We start from the raw sequence: 20658 nt of genomic DNA, 5'->3' as shown, positions 1-20658 counted from the left end.
GGCGTGATTGCGGCTTGGCAAGAACGAGAACAGTGGCTAAAAATAATGCAAAGACATGACCTGCTTGAAAGATAAGCAATTGACGCCCCCCCAACTTTCCGCACCGCTGGCGATCGGTCCGCAGACCCTGCGCAACCGTGTGGTGCTGGCGCCGATGTCCGGCGTCACGGACCTGCCGTTCCGCGATCTCGCCTGGCGTTTTGGCGCGGGGCTGGTGGTTACGGAGATGGTGGCGAGCCGCGAGCTGGCGCTGAACGCGCGGGAAAGCTGGTCGCGCATCCGCAATTGCGGCATCCGTCCGCATATGGTGCAGCTTGCCGGTCGTGAGGCGCACTGGATGGCGGAGGCGGCGCGCATCGCGGAAGGCGAGGGTGCCGACATTATCGACATCAATATGGGCTGCCCGGCCAAGAAGGTGATCGGCGGCTATTCCGGCTCCGCGCTGATGCGCGATCCCGACCATGCGCTCGGCCTGATCGAGGCGACCGTCGACGCCGTGAAGGTGCCGGTGACGGTGAAGATGCGGCTCGGCTGGGACCATGATTCGCTGAACGCCCCGCATATCGCGGCCCGCGCCGAAGCGGCGGGCGCGGCGATGATCACCGTGCACGGGCGCACACGCATGCAGTTCTATGAGGGTAGGGCCGATTGGGATGCGATCCGCGCCGTGCGCGATGTCCTCTCCATTCCGCTCATTGCCAATGGCGATGTCGATACGGCCGAGGACGCACTAGAAATCCTCCGCCGCTCCGGGGCGGATGCCGTGATGGTCGGCCGTTCCGCGCAAGGCCGGCCCTGGCATCCGGCCGTGCTGGCGGGAGCATGCGGGCACCCCTCCGCGGAAGAGGTTTCTGCGCTCGCGGTCGAGCACTACCGCATGATGCTCGACTTTTACGGCGTCGAGGCGGGCCTGCGCCATGCGCGAAAACATGTCGGCTGGTATCTGGAGCGCTTCGCGCCCGGCCTGCCCGGCGCGGCGAAGGCCGAGATCATGACGGCGCGCGACAGTGATTTCGTCGCCGGACGGCTGGCCGAGGCCCTGCTTTCGGCCGGGACAGCGAAGCTCGGAGAGGCCGCATGACCGGCAAGCCGGCAGATCCCAATGCGGCACGCGCGCCCGAGCTTGCGCTCGCCGTGCTCAACGCCATCCAGAACCCGGTGATCCTCGTCGATGCAGGCGGGCTGATCGCCTTCGCCAATTGGGAGGCCGAATCCTTCTTCGGGGCGAGCGCGAGCCATCTCGCGCGCCACGACATCTCGGCCTTCATCCCCTTCGGCAGTCCGCTCCTGACGCTGATCGACCAGGTGCGCGAGCGCAAGGCGCCGGTCAGCGAATATCGTGTGGACCTCAGCTCCCCGCGTCTTGGCGCGGAAAAGCTCGTCGATATCTATGTGGCGCCGGTCACCACCGATCCGGGCTCCGTGGTCGTGGTGATCCAGGAGCGCTCGATGGCGGACAAGATCGACCGCCAGCTTACCCACCGCGCCGCCGCCCGCTCGGTGACGGGCCTTGCCTCGATGCTGGCGCATGAGATCAAGAATCCGCTCTCGGGCATCCGCGGCGCGGCGCAGCTTCTGGAAACCTCCGTCATCGACGAGGACCGGGCGCTGACGCGCCTCATCTGCGACGAGACCGACCGCATCGTCTCGCTGGTCGACCGCATGGAGGTGTTTTCCGACGAGCGCCCGGTCGATCGCGTACCCGTCAACATCCATTCCGTGCTCGACCATGTAAAGGCCGTCGCGAAGGCCGGCTTTGCGCGCAATATCAAGATCAGCGAGCTTTACGACCCCTCGCTGCCGCCGGTCTATGCCAATCGCGACCAGCTCGTTCAGGTCTTCCTGAACCTCATCAAGAACGCCTCGGAGGCCATCGGCGACCGGCCGGAAGGGGAGATACTGCTTACCACCGCCTACCGGCCGGGCATCCGGCTCTCCGTCGCCGGCACGCGGGAGAAGATCTCGCTGCCGCTGGAGTTCTGCGTGCACGACAACGGGCCCGGCGTTCCGGCGGACCTGCTGCCACATCTCTTCGATCCCTTCATCACCACCAAGACCAACGGCTCCGGCCTCGGCCTTGCGCTGGTCGCCAAGATCATCGGCGGCCACGGCGGCATCGTCGAATGCGACAGCCAGGGCACCCGAACCACTTTCCGCGTGCTGATGCCGGCCTCCCGCGGCGTCAGTGAAGACGACGACTATCCCAAGACCAAAGGACATGATTGATGACAGGCGCCACAGTCCTCGTTGCCGATGACGATGCCGCGATCCGCACCGTGCTCAACCAGGCCCTGAGCCGCGCGGGTTATGACGTGAGGATTACCTCCAATGCAGCGACCCTGTGGCGCTGGATCGCCGCCGGCGAGGGCGACATCGTCGTGACCGACGTCGTCATGCCGGACGAGAACGCCTTCGACCTGCTGCCGCGCATCAAGAAAGCGCGGCCCGACCTGCCGGTGCTCGTCATGAGCGCGCAGAACACCTTCATGACGGCGATCAAGGCCTCGGAGAAGGGCGCCTACGACTACCTGCCGAAACCCTTCGACCTCACAGAACTGATCGCCATCATCGGCCGGGCGCTCTCCGAGCCGAAGCGCAAGCCGGCCCGCCTCGACGACGACGCGCAGGACGGCATGCCGCTCGTCGGCCGCTCGGCGGCCATGCAGGAGATCTACCGCGTGCTCGCCCGCCTGATGCAGACGGACCTGACGCTGATGATCACCGGCGAATCGGGCACCGGCAAGGAACTCGTCGCCCGCGCGCTGCACGACTACGGCAAACGCCGCAACGGTCCCTTCGTCGCCATCAACATGGCGGCCATCCCGCGCGACCTCATCGAATCGGAACTCTTCGGCCACGAGAAGGGCGCCTTCACCGGCGCGCAGACCCGCTCCACCGGCCGTTTCGAGCAGGCCGAGGGCGGCACGCTCTTCCTCGACGAGATCGGCGACATGCCGATGGACGCGCAGACCCGGCTTCTGCGCGTTCTCCAGCAGGGCGAATATACCACCGTCGGTGGCCGCACGCCGATCCGCACCGATGTCCGCATCGTCGCCGCGACCAACAAGGATCTGAAGCAGTCGATCAACCAGGGCCTCTTCCGCGAAGACCTCTATTACCGCCTCAACGTCGTGCCGCTGCGCCTGCCGCCGCTGCGCGACAGGGCGGAGGACATTCCCGATCTCGTGCGCCATTTCGTGCAGCAGGCGGAGAAGGAGGGGCTGGATGCCAAGCGCTTCGACCAGGAGGCGCTGGAGCTGATGAAGGCGCATCCCTGGCCGGGCAACGTGCGCGAACTGGAAAACGTCGTGCGCCGGCTGACCGCGCTCTATCCGCAGGACATCATCACCCGCGAGATCATCGAGGCGGAGCTGCGCGCCGACATTCCCGACAGCCCCATCGAAAAGGCCGTGCCGCGCAGCGGATCGCTGTCGATCTCGCAGGCCGTGGAAGAGAACATGCGGCAGTATTTCGCAAGCTTCGGCGACAGCCTGCCGCCTTCGGGCCTCTATGAGCGCGTGCTGGCCGAAATGGAATATCCGCTGATCCTCGCCGCGCTCACCGCCACGCGCGGCAACCAGATCAAGGCCGCCGACCTCCTCGGTCTCAACCGCAACACGCTGCGCAAGAAAATTCGCGAACTGGGTGTATCTGTGTATAGAAGTTCCCGTTCCGCTTGACTTGCCGGCAGGGGGCGTTGCATTTTGGCCACAATCTGTTGCTTGAGGGTAACAGAGGGGTTTGCGGCCGAATAGGCCCGCATGCCCGGCCGTAGGAACCATGGGCGCGTGGCACCCGGTTCCACGCGGCCGGCGCCATCCCGGAAAACAAGATAGAACGCCGGTGCCCCAAAAGTGCACGGCCGGGGAGCGATGCGGCAGATGACGGAAGGCGTGAGCCTGCTTTCGGAAGGACAGGAAAACGGGGCGGTCGCCGACCGGCGCGCCTCCTTCGCCTTGCCGGGCCTTCTCCTGGCCGGCGGCGCGCTCGTCGCTGCGACCATCTCGCTGTTCATTCTGCTCGGCCTGACGCCGATCAAGCCGGAAGCCAACGTCGTCATCGCCTCGGCGTCGATCAACGCGCTCTTCGTCGTCGGCCTGATGTTCCTGATCGGCCGCGAGATCCTGCGGCTGCTGCGCGCCCGCAGCCGCGGCCGTGCCGCCGCACGGCTTCACGTGCGCATCGTCGCGCTGTTCTCGATCGTGGCGATCACGCCCGCGGTGCTCGTCGCCATCTTCGCGTCCATCACGCTCGATGTCGGGCTCGACCGGTGGTTTTCCATCCGCACCCAGTCGATCGTCAGCTCGTCGTTGAACGTGGCGCAGGCCTATGTGCTGGAAAATGCCAGCTATCTGCAAGGCCAGACGGTCTCCATGGCCAACGACCTCGACCGCAACCGCCAGCTCTACAGCCTCGACCGCACCGGCTTCATCGAACTGATGACGCGGCAGGCGCGCGGGCGCGGGATGCTCGGCGCCTTCCTGATGCGCGCCGACGGATCGACCATCCTGCAAGCCAATATCCCGACCGAGAATCCCCTGCCGCCAATCCCCGAGGATGCCCTGAAGGCATCGGCCGCCGGCCAGCCGACGCTCATCCCGCCGGGTGCGACGAACCTCGTCGGCGCGATCATCAAGCTGGAAAACATACCGGACGCCTTCCTCTACACGATCCGCACGGTCGATCCCGAGGTGATGCGCTCGATGCGGCTGATGGAGGAGAACACCGCCGAATACCGCGCACTCGAGGCCGGGCGCACCACGCTGCAGATCGCCTTCGGCGTGCTCTATATCGGCTTCGCGCTGATCGTGCTTCTCGCCGCCATCTGGACCGCCATCGCTGTGGCGGACCGTATCGTGCGGCCGATCCGACAATTGATCGGCGCGGCCGACAGCGTCGCCTCCGGCAATCTCGACGTCAGCGTGCCGGTGCGCGTCGCCGATGGCGACGTCGGCAATCTCTCGCGCACCTTCAACAAGATGATCGCCGAGATTCGTGCGCAGCAGGACCAGATCCTCGACGCGAAGGACGAGGTCGACCATCGCCGCCGCTTCATCGAGGCGGTGCTGTCGGGCGTGACGGCCGCCGTCATCGGCGTGGAGGGCGATGGCCGCGTGACCATCGCCAATCTTTCCGCGGAAATCCTGCTCGGCCGGCAGGTGAACGACCTGATCGGCCAGCCGCTTGCCGAGGTGGCGCCGGAGATCGCCGCCGTGCTGGCGGAAGGGTCGCACCGCCACCGCAACGATTACCGCCGGCAGGTCAACATCATGCACGGCGGCAAGGAGCGGACGCTGAACGTGCAGGTGACGCGCGAAGAGGCCAAGGACGCGCAGGAATCCTACGTCGTCACCATCGATGACATTACGGACCTCGTCATCGCCCAGCGCTCGACTGCCTGGGCGGACGTCGCGCGTCGCATCGCCCACGAGATCAAGAACCCGCTGACGCCCATCCAGCTTTCCGCCGAACGCATCCGCCGCCGCTACGGCAAGCAGATCGACCAGGAGGATCGCGCGGTCTTCGACCAGTGTACGGACACCATCGTACGTCAGGTCGAGGACATCGGCCGCATGGTGGACGAATTCTCCGCCTTCGCGCGCATGCCGAAGCCGACCAAGGAACGTTCCGACCTGCGCGGCATCCTCAAGGATGCGGTGTTCCTGCGCGAGATGGGCAACAACCACGTCGCCTTCCACAAGGACCTCGGAGAGGTGCCGCTGACGGGGCTGTTCGATGCGCGCATGCTCGGCCAGGCCTTCGGCAATCTCATCAAGAACGCGGTCGAGGCCATCGAAGCGCTGCCGCCGGATGCCTCGCGCGACGAACGCAAGATCCTCGTGCGTGCCCGGCCGGACGATGCGGGCCGCCGCTTCGTCGTCGATGTCGTCGACAACGGCAAGGGCCTTCCGACCGAGAACCGGCATCGTATTCTCGAACCCTACATGACGATGCGCGAGAAGGGCACGGGGCTCGGCCTCGCAATCGTCAAGAAGATCATCGAAGACCATGGCGGGCAGCTCGAGCTGCACGATGCGCCTGCGGACTTCGACCACGGCCACGGGGCGATGATCCGCGTGATCCTGCCCTACGAGGAAACGGTGGCCGCCGATGCGGATAATAAGAGCAAGGAAATGAGCCATGGCGTCTGATATTCTCGTAGTGGACGACGAAGAGGACATCCGCGAGATCGTCTCCGGCATTCTTTCGGACGAGGGGCACGAGACGCGTACCGCCTTCGACAGCGACAGCGCGCTTGCCGCCATCAGCGACCGCGTGCCGCGCCTCGTCTTCCTCGATATCTGGATGCAGGGCAGCAAGCTCGACGGCCTCGCGCTGCTCGACGAGATCAAGAGCCGCCACCCGGACCTGCCGGTGGTGATGATCTCCGGCCACGGCAATATCGAGACCGCCGTCTCGGCGATCCGCCGCGGCGCCTACGATTTCATCGAGAAGCCCTTCAAGGCAGACCGGCTGATCCTGATCGCCGAGCGGGCGCTGGAGAATTCCAAGCTGCGCCGCGAGGTCACCGAGCTGAAGAAGCGCTCCGGCGATCCGGCCGAGCTGATCGGCACCTCCGTCGCCGTCTCGCAGCTTCGCCAGAACATCGAGAAGGTTTCCCCGACCAACAGCCGCATCATGATCCTTGGCCCCTCAGGCTCCGGCAAGGAGCTGGTGGCGCGCATGATCCACCGCAAGTCGAGCCGTGCGAACGGCCCGTTCGTCGTATTGAACGCGGCGGCCATCACGCCGGAGCGCATGGAGATCGCGCTGTTCGGCACCGAAGGCACACCCGGCCAGCCGCGCCGCACCGGCGCGCTGGAGGAGGCCCATGGCGGCATCCTCTATCTCGACGAGATCGGCGAGATGCCGCGCGAGACGCAGAACAAGATCCTGCGCGTGCTCGTCGACCAGCAGTTCGAGCGCGTCGGCGGCTCCAAGCGGGTCAAGGTGGATGTGCGCATCATCTCGTCCACGGCCTACAATCTCGAAAGCCTGATCGCCGAGGGCGGCTTCCGGGAAGATCTCTACCATCGCCTCGCGGTGGTGCCGGTGCGCGTGCCGCCGCTTGCCGAGCGGCGCGAGGACATTCCCTTCCTCGTTGACATGTTCATGCGCCAGGTCAGCGAGCAGGCCGGCATCCGGGCACGCAAGATCGGCGACGATGCGCTCGCCGTGCTCCAGGCGCACGACTGGCCGGGCAATATCCGCCAGCTCCGCAACAATATCGAGCGGCTGATGATCCTTGCCCGCAGCGACGGTCCCGATACGCCGATCAACGCCGACATGCTGCCGACGGAAGTGGGCGACATGCTGCCGAAGATCTCGACCCAGGGCGACCAGCACATCATGACACTGCCGCTGCGCGAGGCGCGCGAAATGTTCGAGCGGGACTATCTCATCGCCCAGATCAACCGTTTCGGCGGCAACATCTCCCGCACGGCCGAATTCGTCGGCATGGAACGCTCCGCGCTCCATCGCAAACTGAAGTCGCTTGGCGTATAAGGCCCTCGGGGATTTGAGGGATTCGACGTCATGAAGGTCATCATCTGCGGCGCCGGACGCGTCGGCTACGGTATCGCAGAACGGTTGTCCGAAGAGGGTAACGACGTCTCGGTGATCGACAATCAGCCCTCGCTGATAGCGGCCATCACCGAGACGCTCGACGTCAGCGGCGTCGTCGGCCACGGCGCGCATCCCGAGGTGCTGGCGAAGGCCGGCGCGGACCAGGCGGACATGATCATCGCCGTCACGCTGTTCGACGAGATCAACATGGTCGCCTGCCAGGTGGCGCATTCGCTCTTCAACGTGCCGACCAAGATCGCCCGCATCCGCTCGCAGAACTATCTGGCGCCGGAATATTCCGACCTCTTCTCGCGCGAGAACATGCCCATCGACGTCACCATCTCGCCGGAGGTGGAGGTGGGCAAGATGGTGCTGCGGCGCATCTCCTTCCCCGGCGCGACGGATGTCGTTCGCTTTGCCGACGACCGCATCGTCATGGTGGCGATCGAGTGCATGGAGGATTGCCCGGTCGTCGAGACGCCGCTGAAACAGCTCAGCGAGCTTTTCCCGGACCTCAACGCCACCGTCACCGGCATCTATTCCAACGGCAGGCTCTTCGTTCCCAATTCCTCCGACCAGCTCCATTCCGGCGATCTCGCCTATGTCGTCTGCGACAAGGGCCATGTGCGGCGCACGCTCGCGCTCTTCGGCCACGAGGAGCAGGAGGCGGCCCGCATCGTCATCGCCGGCGGCGGCAATATCGGCTATTTCGTCGCCAAGGCCATCGAGGATTACCAGCCGAAGACGCGGCTCAAGATCATCGAGAGCGACCGCGAGCGTGCCGTGGCGGTTGCCGACAAGCTGCGCAATGCCGTCGTGCTGCATGGCTCCGCGCTCGACCAGCGGATGCTGCTGCAAGCCGATATCCAGGATGCGGACCTGATCGTCGCGCTCACCAACAACGACCAGATCAACATTCTCGGCAGCGTCATGGCCAAGCGCCTCGGCTGCAAGCAGAACCTCGTCCTGATCAACGATCCGGCCTATGAGGATTTCACCAAGACCCTCGGCATCGACGCGCATATCAATCCGCGCGCCGTCACGATCTCCGGCATCCTGCAACATGTCCGCAAGGGCCGCATCCGCGCGGTCTATGCCGTGCAGAAGGGCTCGGCCGAGGTGATCGAGGCCGAGGCGCTGGAGACCTCGCCGCTGGTCGGCCGCCCGCTGCGCGAGATCGAGCTGCCGCCGGGCATCCGCATCGGCGCGGTCTATCGCGACCAGACGGTGATCCGGCCGGACGGCAACACGAAGATCAAGGCGAAGGATCGGGTCGTGCTCTTCGCCGCGGCGGCGGCCGTGCGCCATGTCGAACAGCTCTTCCGCGTCAGCATCCAGTATTTCTAGGATTTCCCATGCCCCGTTTCGCCTATGTCAACGGCCGCTACGTTCGCCATGCCGATGCCGCCGTGCATATCGACGACCGCGGCTTCCTCTTCGCCGATGCGGTCTACGAGGTCTGCCAGATCCGGCACGGCTTCATCGTGGACCTGACGCGCCACCTCGACCGGCTCGACCGCTCGCTGGGCGAAATCCGCATCCGCCCGCCGATGCCTCGCGCGGCGCTGGTTGGAATCATGAAGGAAGTGCTTCGCCGCAACCGCGTGAGCGACGGCATGGTCTATCTCCAGGTGACGCGCGGCACGGCCCGCCGGGACCATGTCTTCCCGTCGCCGGAGGTGCGGGCCTCGCTGGTCGTCACCGCGAAATCCCTGAGTGCATCGGTGGCCGCCGAGAAATATGCCTCCGGCATCAAGGCGGTGACCGTTCCGGACAATCGCTGGGAACGGGTGGACATCAAGACGGTCGGCCTGCTGCCGAACGTGCTTGCCCGCCAGCAGGCGAAGGAGGCGGGCGCGCAGGAAGCGATCTTCGTCGATGCCGAGGGCAATGTGACGGAGGGCGGCGCGACGAACCTGTGGATCGTCGACAAGGCGGGCCGGCTCGTGACGCGCCCGGCCGACCGCGCGATCCTGCGCGGCATCACCCGCACGACGTTGATGGACGTCGCCGCAAAACTCGGCATTGCGGTGGAGGAGCGGCGCTTTTCCGTCGCGGAAATGCTGGAAGCGCGGGAAGTCTTCGTCACCGGCGCGACGACGATCTGCCTGCCGGTCGTCGCCATCGACGGGCACGCCATCGCCAACGGCCATCCCGGCCTGACCGCGCAGAAACTTCGGGACGCTTTTTTCGCCGTTGCGGAGAAGACCGTGATTTGATACCAAACCCGACGGTCCGGGAGTTTCTTCCGGGCCTGGGGATATTTATTTTCAGTCAATCCGGTCTTGAGGGCCGGCAATCAGAAAGAAGCGGCGCCATGGCGGAACGTTCTCAGAACCTTCAGGATCTCTTCCTTAATACCGTTCGCAAGCAAAAGATTTCCCTGACGATCTTCCTCATCAACGGGGTCAAGCTGACCGGGGTTGTCACCTCCTTCGACAACTTCTGTGTGCTGCTTCGTCGCGACGGCCACTCGCAGCTCGTCTACAAGCACGCGATCTCCACCATCATGCCCGGCCAGCCGCTGCAGATGTTCGAGACCGAGGAAAGCGGCTCCTGACAGGACCCAAGAACATTAGCAAATCCGATACAAGCAAGGACTCCATCGTCCCGGAAGCCGAAAAGCACCGGGACGACATGCGCGCCGTCGTCATCGTGCCGGTGCTGAAGGCCGCGCGGGCCAAGCCCGATCCGGCAGCCCCCGCGCCGCGGTCCGACGAGGCGCGTCTGGAAGAGGCGATCGGCCTTGCCCGCGCCATCGACCTCACCGTCGCCTTCTCGGCCATCGTGCCCGTCAGCCAGCCGAAGCCCGGCACGCTGCTCGGCAGCGGCAAGATCGAGGAGATCAAGGCGGCCCTCGACGAGCACGATGCCGGCCTCGTCATCGTCGACCATCCCCTGACGCCCGTGCAGCAGCGCAATCTCGAGAAGGAATGGAACGCCAAGGTCATCGACCGAACCGGCCTCATTCTCGAAATCTTCGGCCGCCGGGCCTCCACCAAGGAAGGCACGCTTCAGGTCGAGCTTGCCCATCTCAACTACCAGCGCGGTCGTCTGGTGCGCAGCTGGACCCACCTTGAGCGCCAGCGCGGCGGCGCGGGCTTCATGGGCGGCCCCGGCGAAACGCAGATCGAGGCCGACCGCCGCCTCTTGCAGGACAAGATCGTCAAGCTGGAGCGCGAGCTGGAGCAGGTGCGCCGCACCCGCCAGCTTCACCGCTCCAAGCGCAAGAAGGTGCCGCATCCCATCGTCGCGCTCGTCGGCTATACCAATGCCGGCAAGTCGACGCTGTTCAACCGCATTACCGGGGCAGGGGTGCTGGCCGAGGACATGCTCTTCGCCACGCTCGACCCGACCTTGCGCCGCATGAAGCTGCCGCAGGGCCGCACCGTCATCCTCTCCGATACGGTGGGCTTCATCTCCGACCTGCCGACCCACCTCGTCGCCGCCTTCCGCGCGACGCTGGAAGAGGTGCTGGAGGCGGACCTGATCCTGCATGTGCGCGACATGTCCGACCCGGACAACGGCGCGCAGTCGTCCGACGTACTGCGCATCCTCGCCGATCTCGGCATCGACGAGAAGGACGGCGCGGAACGCATCCTCGAAGTCTGGAACAAGATCGACCGGCTGGAGCCGGAGGCGCGCGAGGCGCTGGTGCAGAAGGCGGAAAGCCAGCCCAACGTCATCGCCGTATCGGCGATTTCCGGCGAGGGCGTCGACAGGCTGCTGGCCGAGATCAACCAGCGCCTTTCCGGCGTGCTGGTCGATCGGGACGTCGTCGTGCCGGTGATGCAGTTGCAGCTTCTGCCGTGGATCTACGACCATTCGATCGTCGATGCCCGCGAGGACCTCGAGGACGGCAATGTGCGGCTGGAACTGCGGCTGACGGAAACGGAGGCCGCGGAGCTCGACCGCCGGCTCGGTATCGGCGGCAAGCCGGTGCGGGAAGATTGGGAGCGCTGAGAACAACGTCTCGGCCCCTCATCCCGCTGCCGCGACCTTCTCCCCGCAAGCGGGGAGAAGGGAGATGTGGAGAGGTCCCGTTCTCTTGCGGGCGCCGATAGTTCGGGAAACCGGACCGGCATAGGCCTTCTCCCCGCTTGCGGGGAGAAGGTGCCGGCAGGCGGATGAGGGGCGGCCCCGGCCTACTTCGCCAACTGCCGCTCGATCCCCTTCGCCGCCTGCCACAGCTCTTCCATCCGCTCCAGCGTGGCTTCTTCGAGGCTTTCGCCATTGGCCGCAAGGCTGTCCTCGATATGCGAGAACCGGTTGCGGAACTTGGTGTTGGTGCCACGCAGCGCCATTTCCGGGTCGGCGCCGACATGGCGGCCGATATTGACCAGCGCGAAGATCAGGTCGCCGAGCTCGTCGGCAACGGCCTTCTTGTCGTCGTCGCGAAGGGCCTCGCGCAATTCGCCGATCTCCTCCTCGATCTTGTCGAGGATCGGCGCGGGCTCCGACCAGTCGAAGCCGACCTTCGCCGCCCGCTCCTGAAGCTTCAGCGCCTCTACGAGCGCCGGGAACGAGCGCTGCACCGAGCCGAGATGGCCGCGCAGCGGATCCTCCGGCAGGCCACGCTTGGCGCGGCGCTCCTTGCGCTCGCGCTTCTCCGCCTGCTTGATCTCGTCCCATTGCAGCTTCACCGCTTCGGGCGTGCCGGCATCCGAGCGGGCGAAGACATGCGGATGGCGGCGAATCATCTTGCGGGTCACGGCCTCGACCACGCTGCCGAAATCGAATTCGCCGCGTTCCTCGGCCATGCGCGCATGGAAGACGACCTGGAGCAGGAGGTCGCCCAGCTCCTCGCAGAGGTCGTCCATGTCGTTCCGCTCGATGGCGTCGGCGACCTCGTAGGCTTCCTCGATCGTGTAGGGCTTGATCGTCTCGAAGGTCTGGACGACGTCCCAGGGGCAGCCGGTCTCGGGCTGGCGCAGGGCGGCCATGATTTCGATCAGGCGGTCGATGTCGCGGCTCGGCTGCATGGCGGCCCTCAGTTCAGCGGAATGGTGTTGCCGGCCTTGCCGGACTGGTAGCTCTCGGAAAGCGCGTCATAGGCGGCGCGGATCTCGGCGCCCTGCCTCTTGAGATCGGCTTTCGCCGCCTCGTCGGACGTGACTACGAGGTCGGCGATGGCGGCGGAATGCCAGAAGGCGTTGGTCTTCGCATAGCCGCCGGGATCGAGCCGGAAGACCTCCTTGAGGATGCGCAGGTCATGCGGGATCGCGAAGCTGTCGCGCGAATCCTCGTGGCTGAAGAAATAGTAGAAATTGTCGAAGCCGGCCCAGGTGATGGCCGAAAGGCACATGGAGCAGGGCTCGTGCGTCGAGAGGAAGACGTAGTCCTTCGTGTCCGGCTTCTCGACGCGCTCGTAGAGGCGCTTCAGCGTGTGCACCTCGCCATGCCAGAGCGGATTTTCCGTCTCGTTGTTCGTTTCGGCGATGACCAGCGAGAGATCGGATTTGCGCAGGATCGCCGCGCCGAACACCTTGTTGCCGGCGCGAACGCCCTCGCGCGTCAGCGGCAGGATGTCGAATTCTATGACGTCGAGGAGGCGCTTTACGAGCGTAGCCTGGTCCATGATGGGAATCCCGATTGGCTTTTCCCGGCATCCTTAGCGGCCGCGAGCGCGGGCAGGCAAGGGCGGCCGGTGACTTATGCTCAAAATGCGGGGCCTATGAGCAAAACAATACGCCCCTCCAAGGCCATTGGAATTTCTGTTTCTTTTGTTGCTGGCCGATTTTCGCGATATTGCGCATACTTCAACCGGACCCGACCATGACCGAAGCACAGGCCAAGCTCTCGACATTCCCGGCGTTCTTCCGCGTCAGCGGCAGGACGGTCGTCGTCGTGGGCGAGGGCGACGAGGCTTTCGCCAAGACCCGCCTGCTTTTCAACACGGATGCCCGGATCGTCGTTCTGGCCGAGGCGCCGGAGGCCGATTTCGCCCGCTTCATCGCCGAGAAGGGTCTCGACCTCGTCCGCGCGCCCTTCTCGAAGGACGCCATCGCGGATGCGACGCTCGTCTTCGCCGCGACCGGCGATGCGGGCACCGACCGCGCCATCGCCACGGCCGCCCGCGAACTGCGCATCCCGGTCAATGCCGTGGACCAGCCCGACTATTGCGATTTTTTCACGCCGGCGCTCGTCAACCGCGCGCCCGTCGCCGTCGCCATCGGCACGGAGGGTGCCGGTCCCGTCCTCGCGCAGATGATCCGCGCGCAGGTCGACCAGATCCTTTCGCCCTCGCTCGGCCGCCTTGCTAGCCTTGCCAACGGCTACCGCGAGGCCGTCGACCGCGTGCTGCCGCGCGGCGTCACCCGCCGCGTCTTCTGGCGCCGCTTCTTCCAGGGCGTCGTCGCCGATGCCGTCGACAATGGCGATATCGAGCTCGCCCGCCGCTCCGCAAACGCGCTGCTGAATTCGCAGGACAGGGCCGCCGGCCATGTCTGGCTCGTCGGCGCCGGCCCGGGCGCGGAAGACCTGCTGACGCTGCGCGCCCAGCGCGTGATGATGAATGCCGATGTCATCGTTTTCGATGCGCTCGTGCCGCAGGCCATCGTCGACATGGGCCGGCGCGATGCCGAGCGCCTGTCCGTCGGCAAGCGCAAGGGCTGCCATTCCAAGTCGCAGGAAGAGATCAACGACCTCCTGGTCGAGCTCGGCAAGGCAGGCAAGCGCGTCGTGCGCCTGAAGTCCGGCGATCCGCTCGTCTATGGCCGTGCCGGCGAGGAAATGGCCGCGCTCCGCCAGGCCGGCGTCACCTACGAGGTCGTGCCGGGCATCACCTCAGCCTTCGCCGCCGCCGCCGATTTCGAGCTGCCGCTGACGCTGCGCGGCGTTGCCTCCTCGCTCGTCTTCACCACCGGTCATGACCTGATGGGCGCCGTGCTGCCGGACTGGGCGCGGCTTGCCATTTCCGGCGCCACCGTCGCCGTCTATATGGGCCGCACGGTCGCCGCTTCCGTCGCCGCGCGGCTGATGGATGCCGGCCTTCCGGCCGACACGACCGTCGCCGTCGTGGAGAATGCCAGCCGCCGCGAGAAGCGGCTGCTGCACGGCACGCTGAAGGATCTTCCGGGCCTCGAACATCGCGACGAGCTTTCCGGCCCGGTCATGGTGATCATCGGCGAAGCCGTCGCCGGCGCCAATTTCGAACATTCCGAACCGCTCGCCGCCCGCGATCCGGTTCGCGCCACAGCAGCACTGGGAGCATGACATGGCCGACAAGGTTCTGACAGCCAATCGCCTTTCCGACGGCATCTCCGTCTGGCTCGACGCCGCCGGCACGTGGAACGAACACCTCCAGGCCGCCTTCGTCGCGCGCCACAAGGAGGCCGTCGAGGCGCTGGAAGCCACCGGCAAGCAGGCTTTCGCCGACAACAAGGTGGTCGACGTGAACGTGGTCGACGTCGAGGAAGTCGACGGCGTGCTGCGTCCGCTGCGCATGCGCGAGCGCATCCGCGCGCAGGGCCCGACCATCGCCTATGCCGCCGGCTATGTCGGCCTCGCCGCCACGGCCGCCTGAGGATATTGCATGTACCGTTACGACGAATTCGATCACGCCTTTGTCTCCGGCCGCGTGGAACAGTTCCGCGACCAGGTCGCGCGCCGCCTTTCCGGCGAGCTGGCCGAGGATGCGTTCAAGCCGTTGCGCCTGATGAACGGCGTCTATCTCCAGCTTCACGCCTACATGCTGCGCGTCGCCATTCCCTACGGCACGCTGAATTCGCGCCAGATGCGCATGCTGGCCCATATCGCCCGCAAATACGACCGCGGCTACGGCCATTTCACCACGCGCCAGAACATCCAGTACAACTGGCCGAAGCTTTCCGAGTTGCCCGATGCGCTGGCCGAGCTCGCGACGGTCGAGATGCATGCGCTGCAGACCTCCGGCAACTGCATCCGCAACGTCACGGCGGACCATTTCGCGGGCGCTGCGGCCGACGAGGTCGCCGATCCGCGGCCCTATGCGGAAATCCTGCGCCAGTGGTCCTCCGTCCATCCGGAATTCTCCTTCCTGCCGCGCAAGTTCAAGATCGCCGTCACCGGCGCCGAGCGCGACCGTGCCGCCATCCAGGTGCATGACATCGGCCTGCACCTGAAGAAGAACGAAAAGGGCGAGATCGGCTTTGCCGTCTATGTCGGCGGCGGGCAGGGCCGCACGCCGCTGGTTGCCAAGAAGATCCGCGACTTCCTGCCGGAAGAGGACCTTCTGTCCTATACGACCGCGATCATGCGTGTTTACAACCTCCACGGCCGCCGCGACAACAAGTACAAGGCGCGCATCAAGATCCTCGTGCATGAGACGGGCGCGGAAGAACTGGCGCGGCAGGTGGAAGTCGAGTTCGCCGAACTCAAGGACAGCGAGCTGAAGCTGCCCGAGCAGGACGTCGCCGCCATTTCCGCCTATTTCGCGCCGCCGGAGCTTGCGCCCCGTGCCGAAGGCTGGGCAAGCCTTGCCCAATGGAAGAAGGCCGACCCGGACTTCGCCCGCTGGGTGCATCAGAACGTGCAGCCGCACAAGCATCCCGACTACGGCATGGTGACGATCTCCCTGAAGCCCATCGGCGGCATTCCGGGCGATGCGACCGATGCGCAGATGGAGGCCGTCGCCGACATCGCCGCGGAATATGCCTTCGACGAGATCCGCGTCAGCCACGAGCAGAACCTCATCCTGCCGCATGTGGCGCTGGCCGATCTCGAAGCGGTCTACCGCGGCCTCGTCGCGGCAGGCCTTGCGACCGCCAATGCGGGCCTCATCACCGATATCATCGCCTGTCCGGGGCTGGACTACTGCGCGCTGGCCAATGCCCGCTCGATCCCGGTCGCGCAGGAGATTTCCACCCGCTTCGGCGCTCCGGAACGGCAGGCCGAGATCGGCGAGCTGAAGATCAAGATCTCCGGCTGCATCAATGCCTGCGGCCACCACCACGTCGGCCATATCGGCCTTCTGGGCGTGGAAAAGAAGGGCGAGGAACTCTATCAGATCACGCTCGGCGGCTCGGGCGACGAGAACACGTCGATTGGCGAGATCATCGGCCGCGGCTTCGAGCCGGAGAAGGTGACGGATGCCATCGAGGTGATCGTCGACACTTATCTCGGCCTCCGCCTCGATCCGTCTGAAATCTTCCTCGACGCCTATCGCCGTGTCGGGCCGCAGCCTTTCAAGGATGCGCTCTACGGCGGCAAGACGGCCGAAGCGGCCTGAGGAGGACGGTCATGACGAAAATCTGGAACGAAGCCGGTTTCCTGGCGGACGATCCCTGGATCGTCGAAACGGAGGAGACCAAGGCCGGCTCGAACGAGAAGGCGATCCTCGGCCTCGACGCCTTCCTCGCGAAGGTCGCGGAGAGCGACGAGAAGGACCTCGGCGTGCTGATCGCCCCGGCCGACGACGTGCGCAGGCTGGAAGGGCATCAGGGCCGGCTGGCGCTGGTCGCGGTCGCGTTCCCGGCCTTCAGCGACGGACGCGCCTTCAGCCATGCCTCGCTGCTGCGCTCGCGGCTCGGCTTCACGGGCGAGGTGAGGGCGGTCGGCGACGTGCTGATCGACCAGATCCCGCTGATGCTTCGCTGCGGCATCGACAGCTTTGCCGTCAGCAATGCGACGGCGCTGAAGCGGCTTGCGGAAAACCGCCTGCCGGGCATCGACAACCACTACCAGCCGGCCGCGCGCCCCTCGCAGGACGTCGGTTCCTACAGCTGGCGCCGCCGGGCCTGACATCGGGGCCGGCGAATGGCCGTAATCGTGGTATAGTCTTGAGCAAGATCAAGGACAACGGCCGCGCGCCGCGCGAAAAGAGGCAGGCGGCAAACTATTGCGCGGCCAATCGGCGCATTGGAACGGAATACCTTCCTTTGCCGCTCAAGATGTAATATCTGCCTATCGTCAATTTTTTCCGACGCAAGCCAGGATCGATCCCGAAATGAACGCACCTGCCAAGACCGAAGAGTTCGTGCCCGCCATTCCCGCCGGCGTATTCGCCGAGACGGTGACGAGCGTGCAGCACTACACGGATCGCCTGTTCCGCTTCCGCATGACGCGCCCGGAAAGCTTCCGCTTCCGTTCCGGCGAATTCGCGATGATCGGCCTGATGGTCGGCGACAAGCCGGTCTATCGCGCCTATTCCATCGCGAGCCCCGCCTGGGACGAGGAGCTGGAATTCTTCTCGATCAAGGTGCCGGACGGCCCGCTGACCTCGCATCTCCAGCAGATCAAGCCCGGCGATACCGTGCTGATGCGCAAGAAGCCGACCGGCACGCTCGTCCTCGACGCGCTGACGCCCGGCAAGCGGCTCTACATGTTCTCCACCGGCACCGGCATCGCGCCCTTCGCGAGCCTCATCCGCGACCCGGAGACCTACGAGAAGTTCGACGAGGTCATCCTGACGCATACCTGCCGCGAGGTCGCCGAGCTGAAATACGGCTTCGACCTCGTCGAGGAAATCCGCAACCACGAATTCCTCGCCGAAGTCGTCGGCGACAAGCTGCGCCACTATGCGACGGTGACGCGCGAGGATTATCCGTTCCAGGGCCGCATCACGGACCTCATCTCCAACGGCAAGATGTTCGCCGATCTCGGCGTGCCGCGTTTCGATCCGGCGATCGACCGCGGCATGATCTGCGGCTCTGCCGCGATGCTGAAGGAAACCAAGGCGCTGCTGGAGCAGGCCGGCCTTACCGAGGGCGCCAACAGCAAGCCCGCCGAATTCGTGATCGAGCGCGCCTTCGTCGACTAAGCGAAGGGCTGGTTCCTTGGAAAAGGCGCCTTCGGGCGCCTTTTTTGTGGACGCTTTTCCGTCAGTCGGAGAGGTGATCAAGCAGATCCGTCATCGCGGCCGCCGCAGCCAGGCCGTCGCCGTTGCGGATGGCGCGGATGACCTTCACGTGCAGGTCTACCGACCGGTCCATGTGCCGGTGATCGGCGCGGGCGAACCACAGGCGGCGCGAATGGGTCTGGAGTGGGGCGAGGGCGGACGTCAGGAAGCGGTTGGGGCAGGCCGCCTCCATGATCTCGTCGAACACCTTGTCGGCCGCCAGGAAGCCTTCCATGTCGGAGCGGATGGAGCAGGCGGTCATCTCCTGCGCGCAGGCGACGAGCTGTTCGCGGTGCTCCTCGCCGGCATGGCGCGCGACGAGGTCGGCGGCAAGGGGTTCCAGCTGCCGGCGCGTGGTCATCACTTCCGCATGGTCCTCGGGGCGGATCGCGGTGATCTGCAGGCCGGCGCGGGGGCGCACGGCGATCAGTCCCTGCCATTCCAGCTTCTGGATCGCCTCGCGCACCGGCGTGCGGCCGTGGCCGGCAAGCTCGATGAGCTCTCTTTCCGTGACGAGCGAGCCGGGCTTCAGCTTGAGCGTGACGATGAGGCCTTCGAGGGCGAGATAGGCGAGGTGGGCTTGCGATGCCGCGGTTTCCGTCATTCCGTTGTCCCGGTTGATATATCACATGGTGGCATGTCGCAAAATGAATGGCAAGGCGACTGATATATCACGAGCGTTGCGGTGATGGGTTGGCGCGAGGTCCGAAAGGATCCGGGTAGAGGTGGGGATTCGCCTGCCGTCCAGACCTCTCCGGGCGCGAAGGCTTGCCCGCTGGCTTAAAGGAAAACCGGCCAAGTCCATTTCTATGTGCCTTGTTCCGTTGTCATATTAGGTTTTCCCCAGCCGTTTCGCGGACCAGCCCAAAAGCCCCCGAATAAAGCCGCCGGCCCGCCCGTCGATAGGAGGATTGCGGTTGACGAATGTCATGGGCCTTGCCAGCATGCCCGCCACTCGGACCGTCCAGTTGCATTGTGGGGGCATAGGTTGACTGCGGGTTCCATCATCGCGACGATCCTGATCGTTCTCGCCGGCCTTCTCGCCGTGCCGGCCGTCAGCCATACGAATGCGGGCACCACCTTCTCCCTGATGGCTTCCTCCATGGCCTTCGTCGCCATGGGCATCGCGCAGTTCATGGCGACGCGTCCGCCCTTCATCGAGCGGCTCTTTGGCGGCCTCGACCGCATCTACCAGTTCCACCGCAAGATCGGCATCGCGGTGCTCTGTCTGATCCTCGTGCACTATTTCGTGGCGCCGGATTTCCAGGGACTCTCGCTGACGGGCGATCTCAACAAGCTCGCCAAGACGGCGGGCGAGTGGGCCTTCTACGGTTTCGTCTTCCTGCTCGTCCTCTCCATCGTGAAGGTCGTTCCGAAGACGCGCTTCCAGATTCCCTACCAGTACTGGCGCTTCACGCATCGGTTCATCGGCCTGCTCTTCCTGCTGGTCGCCTTCCACCAGATGTTCATCAAGCGCCCCTATGACGGCACGGCGCTGCTGGCGGCCTATCTCAACCTCTTCGCCCTCCTTGGCGTCGTCAGCTATGCCTATACGCAACTGCTGCCCTGGCTCCGCACGCGCAGATACGAGGTGGTCGACGTCGACCGTCACGACGGCGCGACGATCATCACGGCACGGCCGACCGGCGGCAAGCTTCGGGCCTTGCCCGGCCAGTTCGGCTTCTTCCGGGTCAACAAGTCCGGCCTTCGCGAGCCGCATCCCTTCACCATCGCCGGCATCGAGGACGACGGTACCGTCCGCTTCGCCATCAAGCCGCTCGGCGATTATACCAAGGCGCTGCGGGAAGCTGTGGCGGTGGGGGATCCGCTGACGCTGGAGGGCGGATACGGCCATTTCAACCACAGGCGCGGCGGCAAGAAGCAGATCTGGCTTGCCGGCGGCATCGGCGTCACGCCGTTCCTCGCCATGGCGAGCCGGCTGAAGGGCGACGAGGGGCAGGATATCCACATGGTCTACTGCGTGCGCGACGGCGCCGAAGCCATCGGCGTCGACACCTTCAGGGCGCAGGCGGAAAAGCTCGGCAATTTCAGCTTCGTGCTGCACAACTCGACGACCGACGGCCGCTTCGACGCTTCCAAGCTCGTTGCCGGCACCAGCATGGACCCGGCGGAAGCGGACCTCTGGTTCTGCGGTCCGCCGCCCCTGCGCATGGCCATCGAGAAGGGATTGAGGGAACTCGGCAAGCCGCCACGCCGCGTCGAGTTCGAACGTTTCGAATTCCGTTGAGGATTTCCAGCCGGCGAGCCGGCGTTCT

Annotated in this window: 18 protein-coding genes; 15 read left to right on the top strand and 3 right to left on the bottom strand. The window is 65.4% G+C overall.

Annotated elements, in window-relative coordinates:
* The first annotated feature begins 55 nt into the window (after nt 1-55).
* The 9 genes from dusB to hflX all read left to right on the top strand — a co-directional run bounded on the left by dusB (nt 56) and on the right by hflX (nt 11529).
* Nucleotides 56-1081: a tRNA dihydrouridine synthase DusB gene (gene dusB / locus ShzoTeo12_RS07715; RefSeq protein WP_318912020.1), complete on the top strand. Its 1026-nt coding sequence runs from the start codon at nt 56-58 to the stop codon at nt 1079-1081.
* Nucleotides 1078-2226, top strand: a complete 1149-nt coding sequence (locus ShzoTeo12_RS07710; protein WP_318912018.1) for a nitrogen regulation protein NR(II) — start codon at nt 1078-1080, stop codon at nt 2224-2226. The genes dusB and ShzoTeo12_RS07710 overlap by 4 nt, the downstream gene beginning before the upstream one ends.
* The gene (gene ntrC, locus ShzoTeo12_RS07705; RefSeq protein WP_119256296.1) at nt 2226-3680 is read left to right on the top strand and encodes a nitrogen regulation protein NR(I); all 1455 of its coding nucleotides are present in this window, start codon (nt 2226-2228) and stop codon (nt 3678-3680) included. The genes ShzoTeo12_RS07710 and ntrC overlap by 1 nt, the downstream gene beginning before the upstream one ends.
* 201 nt (nt 3681-3881) lie before the next feature.
* On the top strand, nt 3882-6152 hold the full coding sequence (locus ShzoTeo12_RS07700) for a PAS domain-containing sensor histidine kinase (RefSeq protein WP_318912016.1): 2271 nt from the start codon (nt 3882-3884) through the stop codon (nt 6150-6152).
* Nucleotides 6142-7506: a sigma-54 dependent transcriptional regulator gene (locus ShzoTeo12_RS07695; protein ID WP_318912014.1), complete on the top strand. Its 1365-nt coding sequence runs from the start codon at nt 6142-6144 to the stop codon at nt 7504-7506. Before ShzoTeo12_RS07700 ends, ShzoTeo12_RS07695 begins: the two co-directional genes overlap by 11 nt.
* A 30-nt stretch (nt 7507-7536) precedes the next feature.
* Nucleotides 7537-8913, top strand: coding sequence for a Trk system potassium transporter TrkA (trkA, locus tag ShzoTeo12_RS07690; protein ID WP_119256298.1), 1377 nt, complete (start codon nt 7537-7539; stop codon nt 8911-8913).
* Nucleotides 8914-8921: 8 nt separating this feature from the next.
* Nucleotides 8922-9785: a D-amino-acid transaminase gene (locus tag ShzoTeo12_RS07685; RefSeq protein ID WP_318912012.1), complete on the top strand. Its 864-nt coding sequence runs from the start codon at nt 8922-8924 to the stop codon at nt 9783-9785.
* A 98-nt stretch (nt 9786-9883) separates the two neighbouring features.
* Nucleotides 9884-10126 carry an RNA chaperone Hfq gene (hfq, locus tag ShzoTeo12_RS07680; protein WP_023514954.1) on the top strand — a complete coding sequence of 81 codons (243 nt, stop codon included), beginning with the start codon at nt 9884-9886 and terminating at the stop codon, nt 10124-10126.
* Between the two features lie 77 nt (nt 10127-10203).
* Entirely contained in the window at nt 10204-11529 is a 1326-nt protein-coding gene (gene hflX, locus ShzoTeo12_RS07675; protein ID WP_318912001.1) for a GTPase HflX, read from the top strand.
* Between the two features lie 182 nt (nt 11530-11711).
* Here hflX and mazG read toward each other — a convergent pair whose 3' ends face one another.
* Nucleotides 11712-12548, bottom strand: coding sequence for a nucleoside triphosphate pyrophosphohydrolase (mazG, locus tag ShzoTeo12_RS07670; protein WP_318911999.1), 837 nt, complete (start codon nt 12546-12548; stop codon nt 11712-11714).
* Between the two features lie 8 nt (nt 12549-12556).
* Nucleotides 12557-13144 (bottom strand): nucleoside deaminase, encoded by a 588-nt coding sequence (locus tag ShzoTeo12_RS07665; protein WP_318911997.1) that lies wholly within the window; start codon nt 13142-13144, stop codon nt 12557-12559.
* A 197-nt stretch (nt 13145-13341) separates the two neighbouring features.
* On the opposite strand from ShzoTeo12_RS07665, the gene cysG reads away from it, so the two are divergent.
* From cysG to ShzoTeo12_RS07640, 5 genes are all read left to right on the top strand, one after another.
* Nucleotides 13342-14781: a siroheme synthase CysG gene (gene cysG / locus ShzoTeo12_RS07660; RefSeq protein WP_318911996.1), complete on the top strand. Its 1440-nt coding sequence runs from the start codon at nt 13342-13344 to the stop codon at nt 14779-14781.
* Nucleotide 14782: 1 nt separating this feature from the next.
* Entirely contained in the window at nt 14783-15091 is a 309-nt protein-coding gene (locus ShzoTeo12_RS07655) for a DUF2849 domain-containing protein (protein WP_313193048.1), read from the top strand.
* A gap of 9 nt (nt 15092-15100) precedes the next feature.
* Complete coding sequence (locus tag ShzoTeo12_RS07650) at nt 15101-16774, top strand: nitrite/sulfite reductase (protein ID WP_318911993.1); 1674 nt, start codon at nt 15101-15103, stop codon at nt 16772-16774.
* 11 nt (nt 16775-16785) lie between these two features.
* The gene (locus tag ShzoTeo12_RS07645) at nt 16786-17286 is read left to right on the top strand and encodes a DUF934 domain-containing protein (RefSeq protein ID WP_318911991.1); all 501 of its coding nucleotides are present in this window, start codon (nt 16786-16788) and stop codon (nt 17284-17286) included.
* A 205-nt stretch (nt 17287-17491) separates the two neighbouring features.
* Nucleotides 17492-18304 carry a ferredoxin--NADP reductase gene (locus ShzoTeo12_RS07640; protein ID WP_119256307.1) on the top strand — a complete coding sequence of 271 codons (813 nt, stop codon included), beginning with the start codon at nt 17492-17494 and terminating at the stop codon, nt 18302-18304.
* Nucleotides 18305-18365: 61 nt separating this feature from the next.
* On the opposite strand, the gene ShzoTeo12_RS07635 is transcribed toward ShzoTeo12_RS07640, so the two are convergent.
* Nucleotides 18366-18986 carry a GntR family transcriptional regulator gene (locus ShzoTeo12_RS07635; protein WP_318911989.1) on the bottom strand — a complete coding sequence of 207 codons (621 nt, stop codon included), beginning with the start codon at nt 18984-18986 and terminating at the stop codon, nt 18366-18368.
* 384 nt (nt 18987-19370) lie between these two features.
* On the opposite strand from ShzoTeo12_RS07635, the gene ShzoTeo12_RS07630 reads away from it, so the two are divergent.
* The gene (locus ShzoTeo12_RS07630) at nt 19371-20630 is read left to right on the top strand and encodes a ferric reductase-like transmembrane domain-containing protein (RefSeq protein ID WP_318911987.1); all 1260 of its coding nucleotides are present in this window, start codon (nt 19371-19373) and stop codon (nt 20628-20630) included.
* Nucleotides 20631-20658 lie beyond the last annotated feature (28 nt).

The sequence above is a fragment of the Shinella zoogloeoides genome (genome assembly GCF_033705735.1).
Taxonomy (GTDB): Bacteria; Pseudomonadota; Alphaproteobacteria; order Rhizobiales; family Rhizobiaceae; genus Shinella; species Shinella zoogloeoides_A.
Note: the sequence above shows the minus strand (reverse complement) of the source record. Positions and strands in the feature narration are given on the sequence as shown.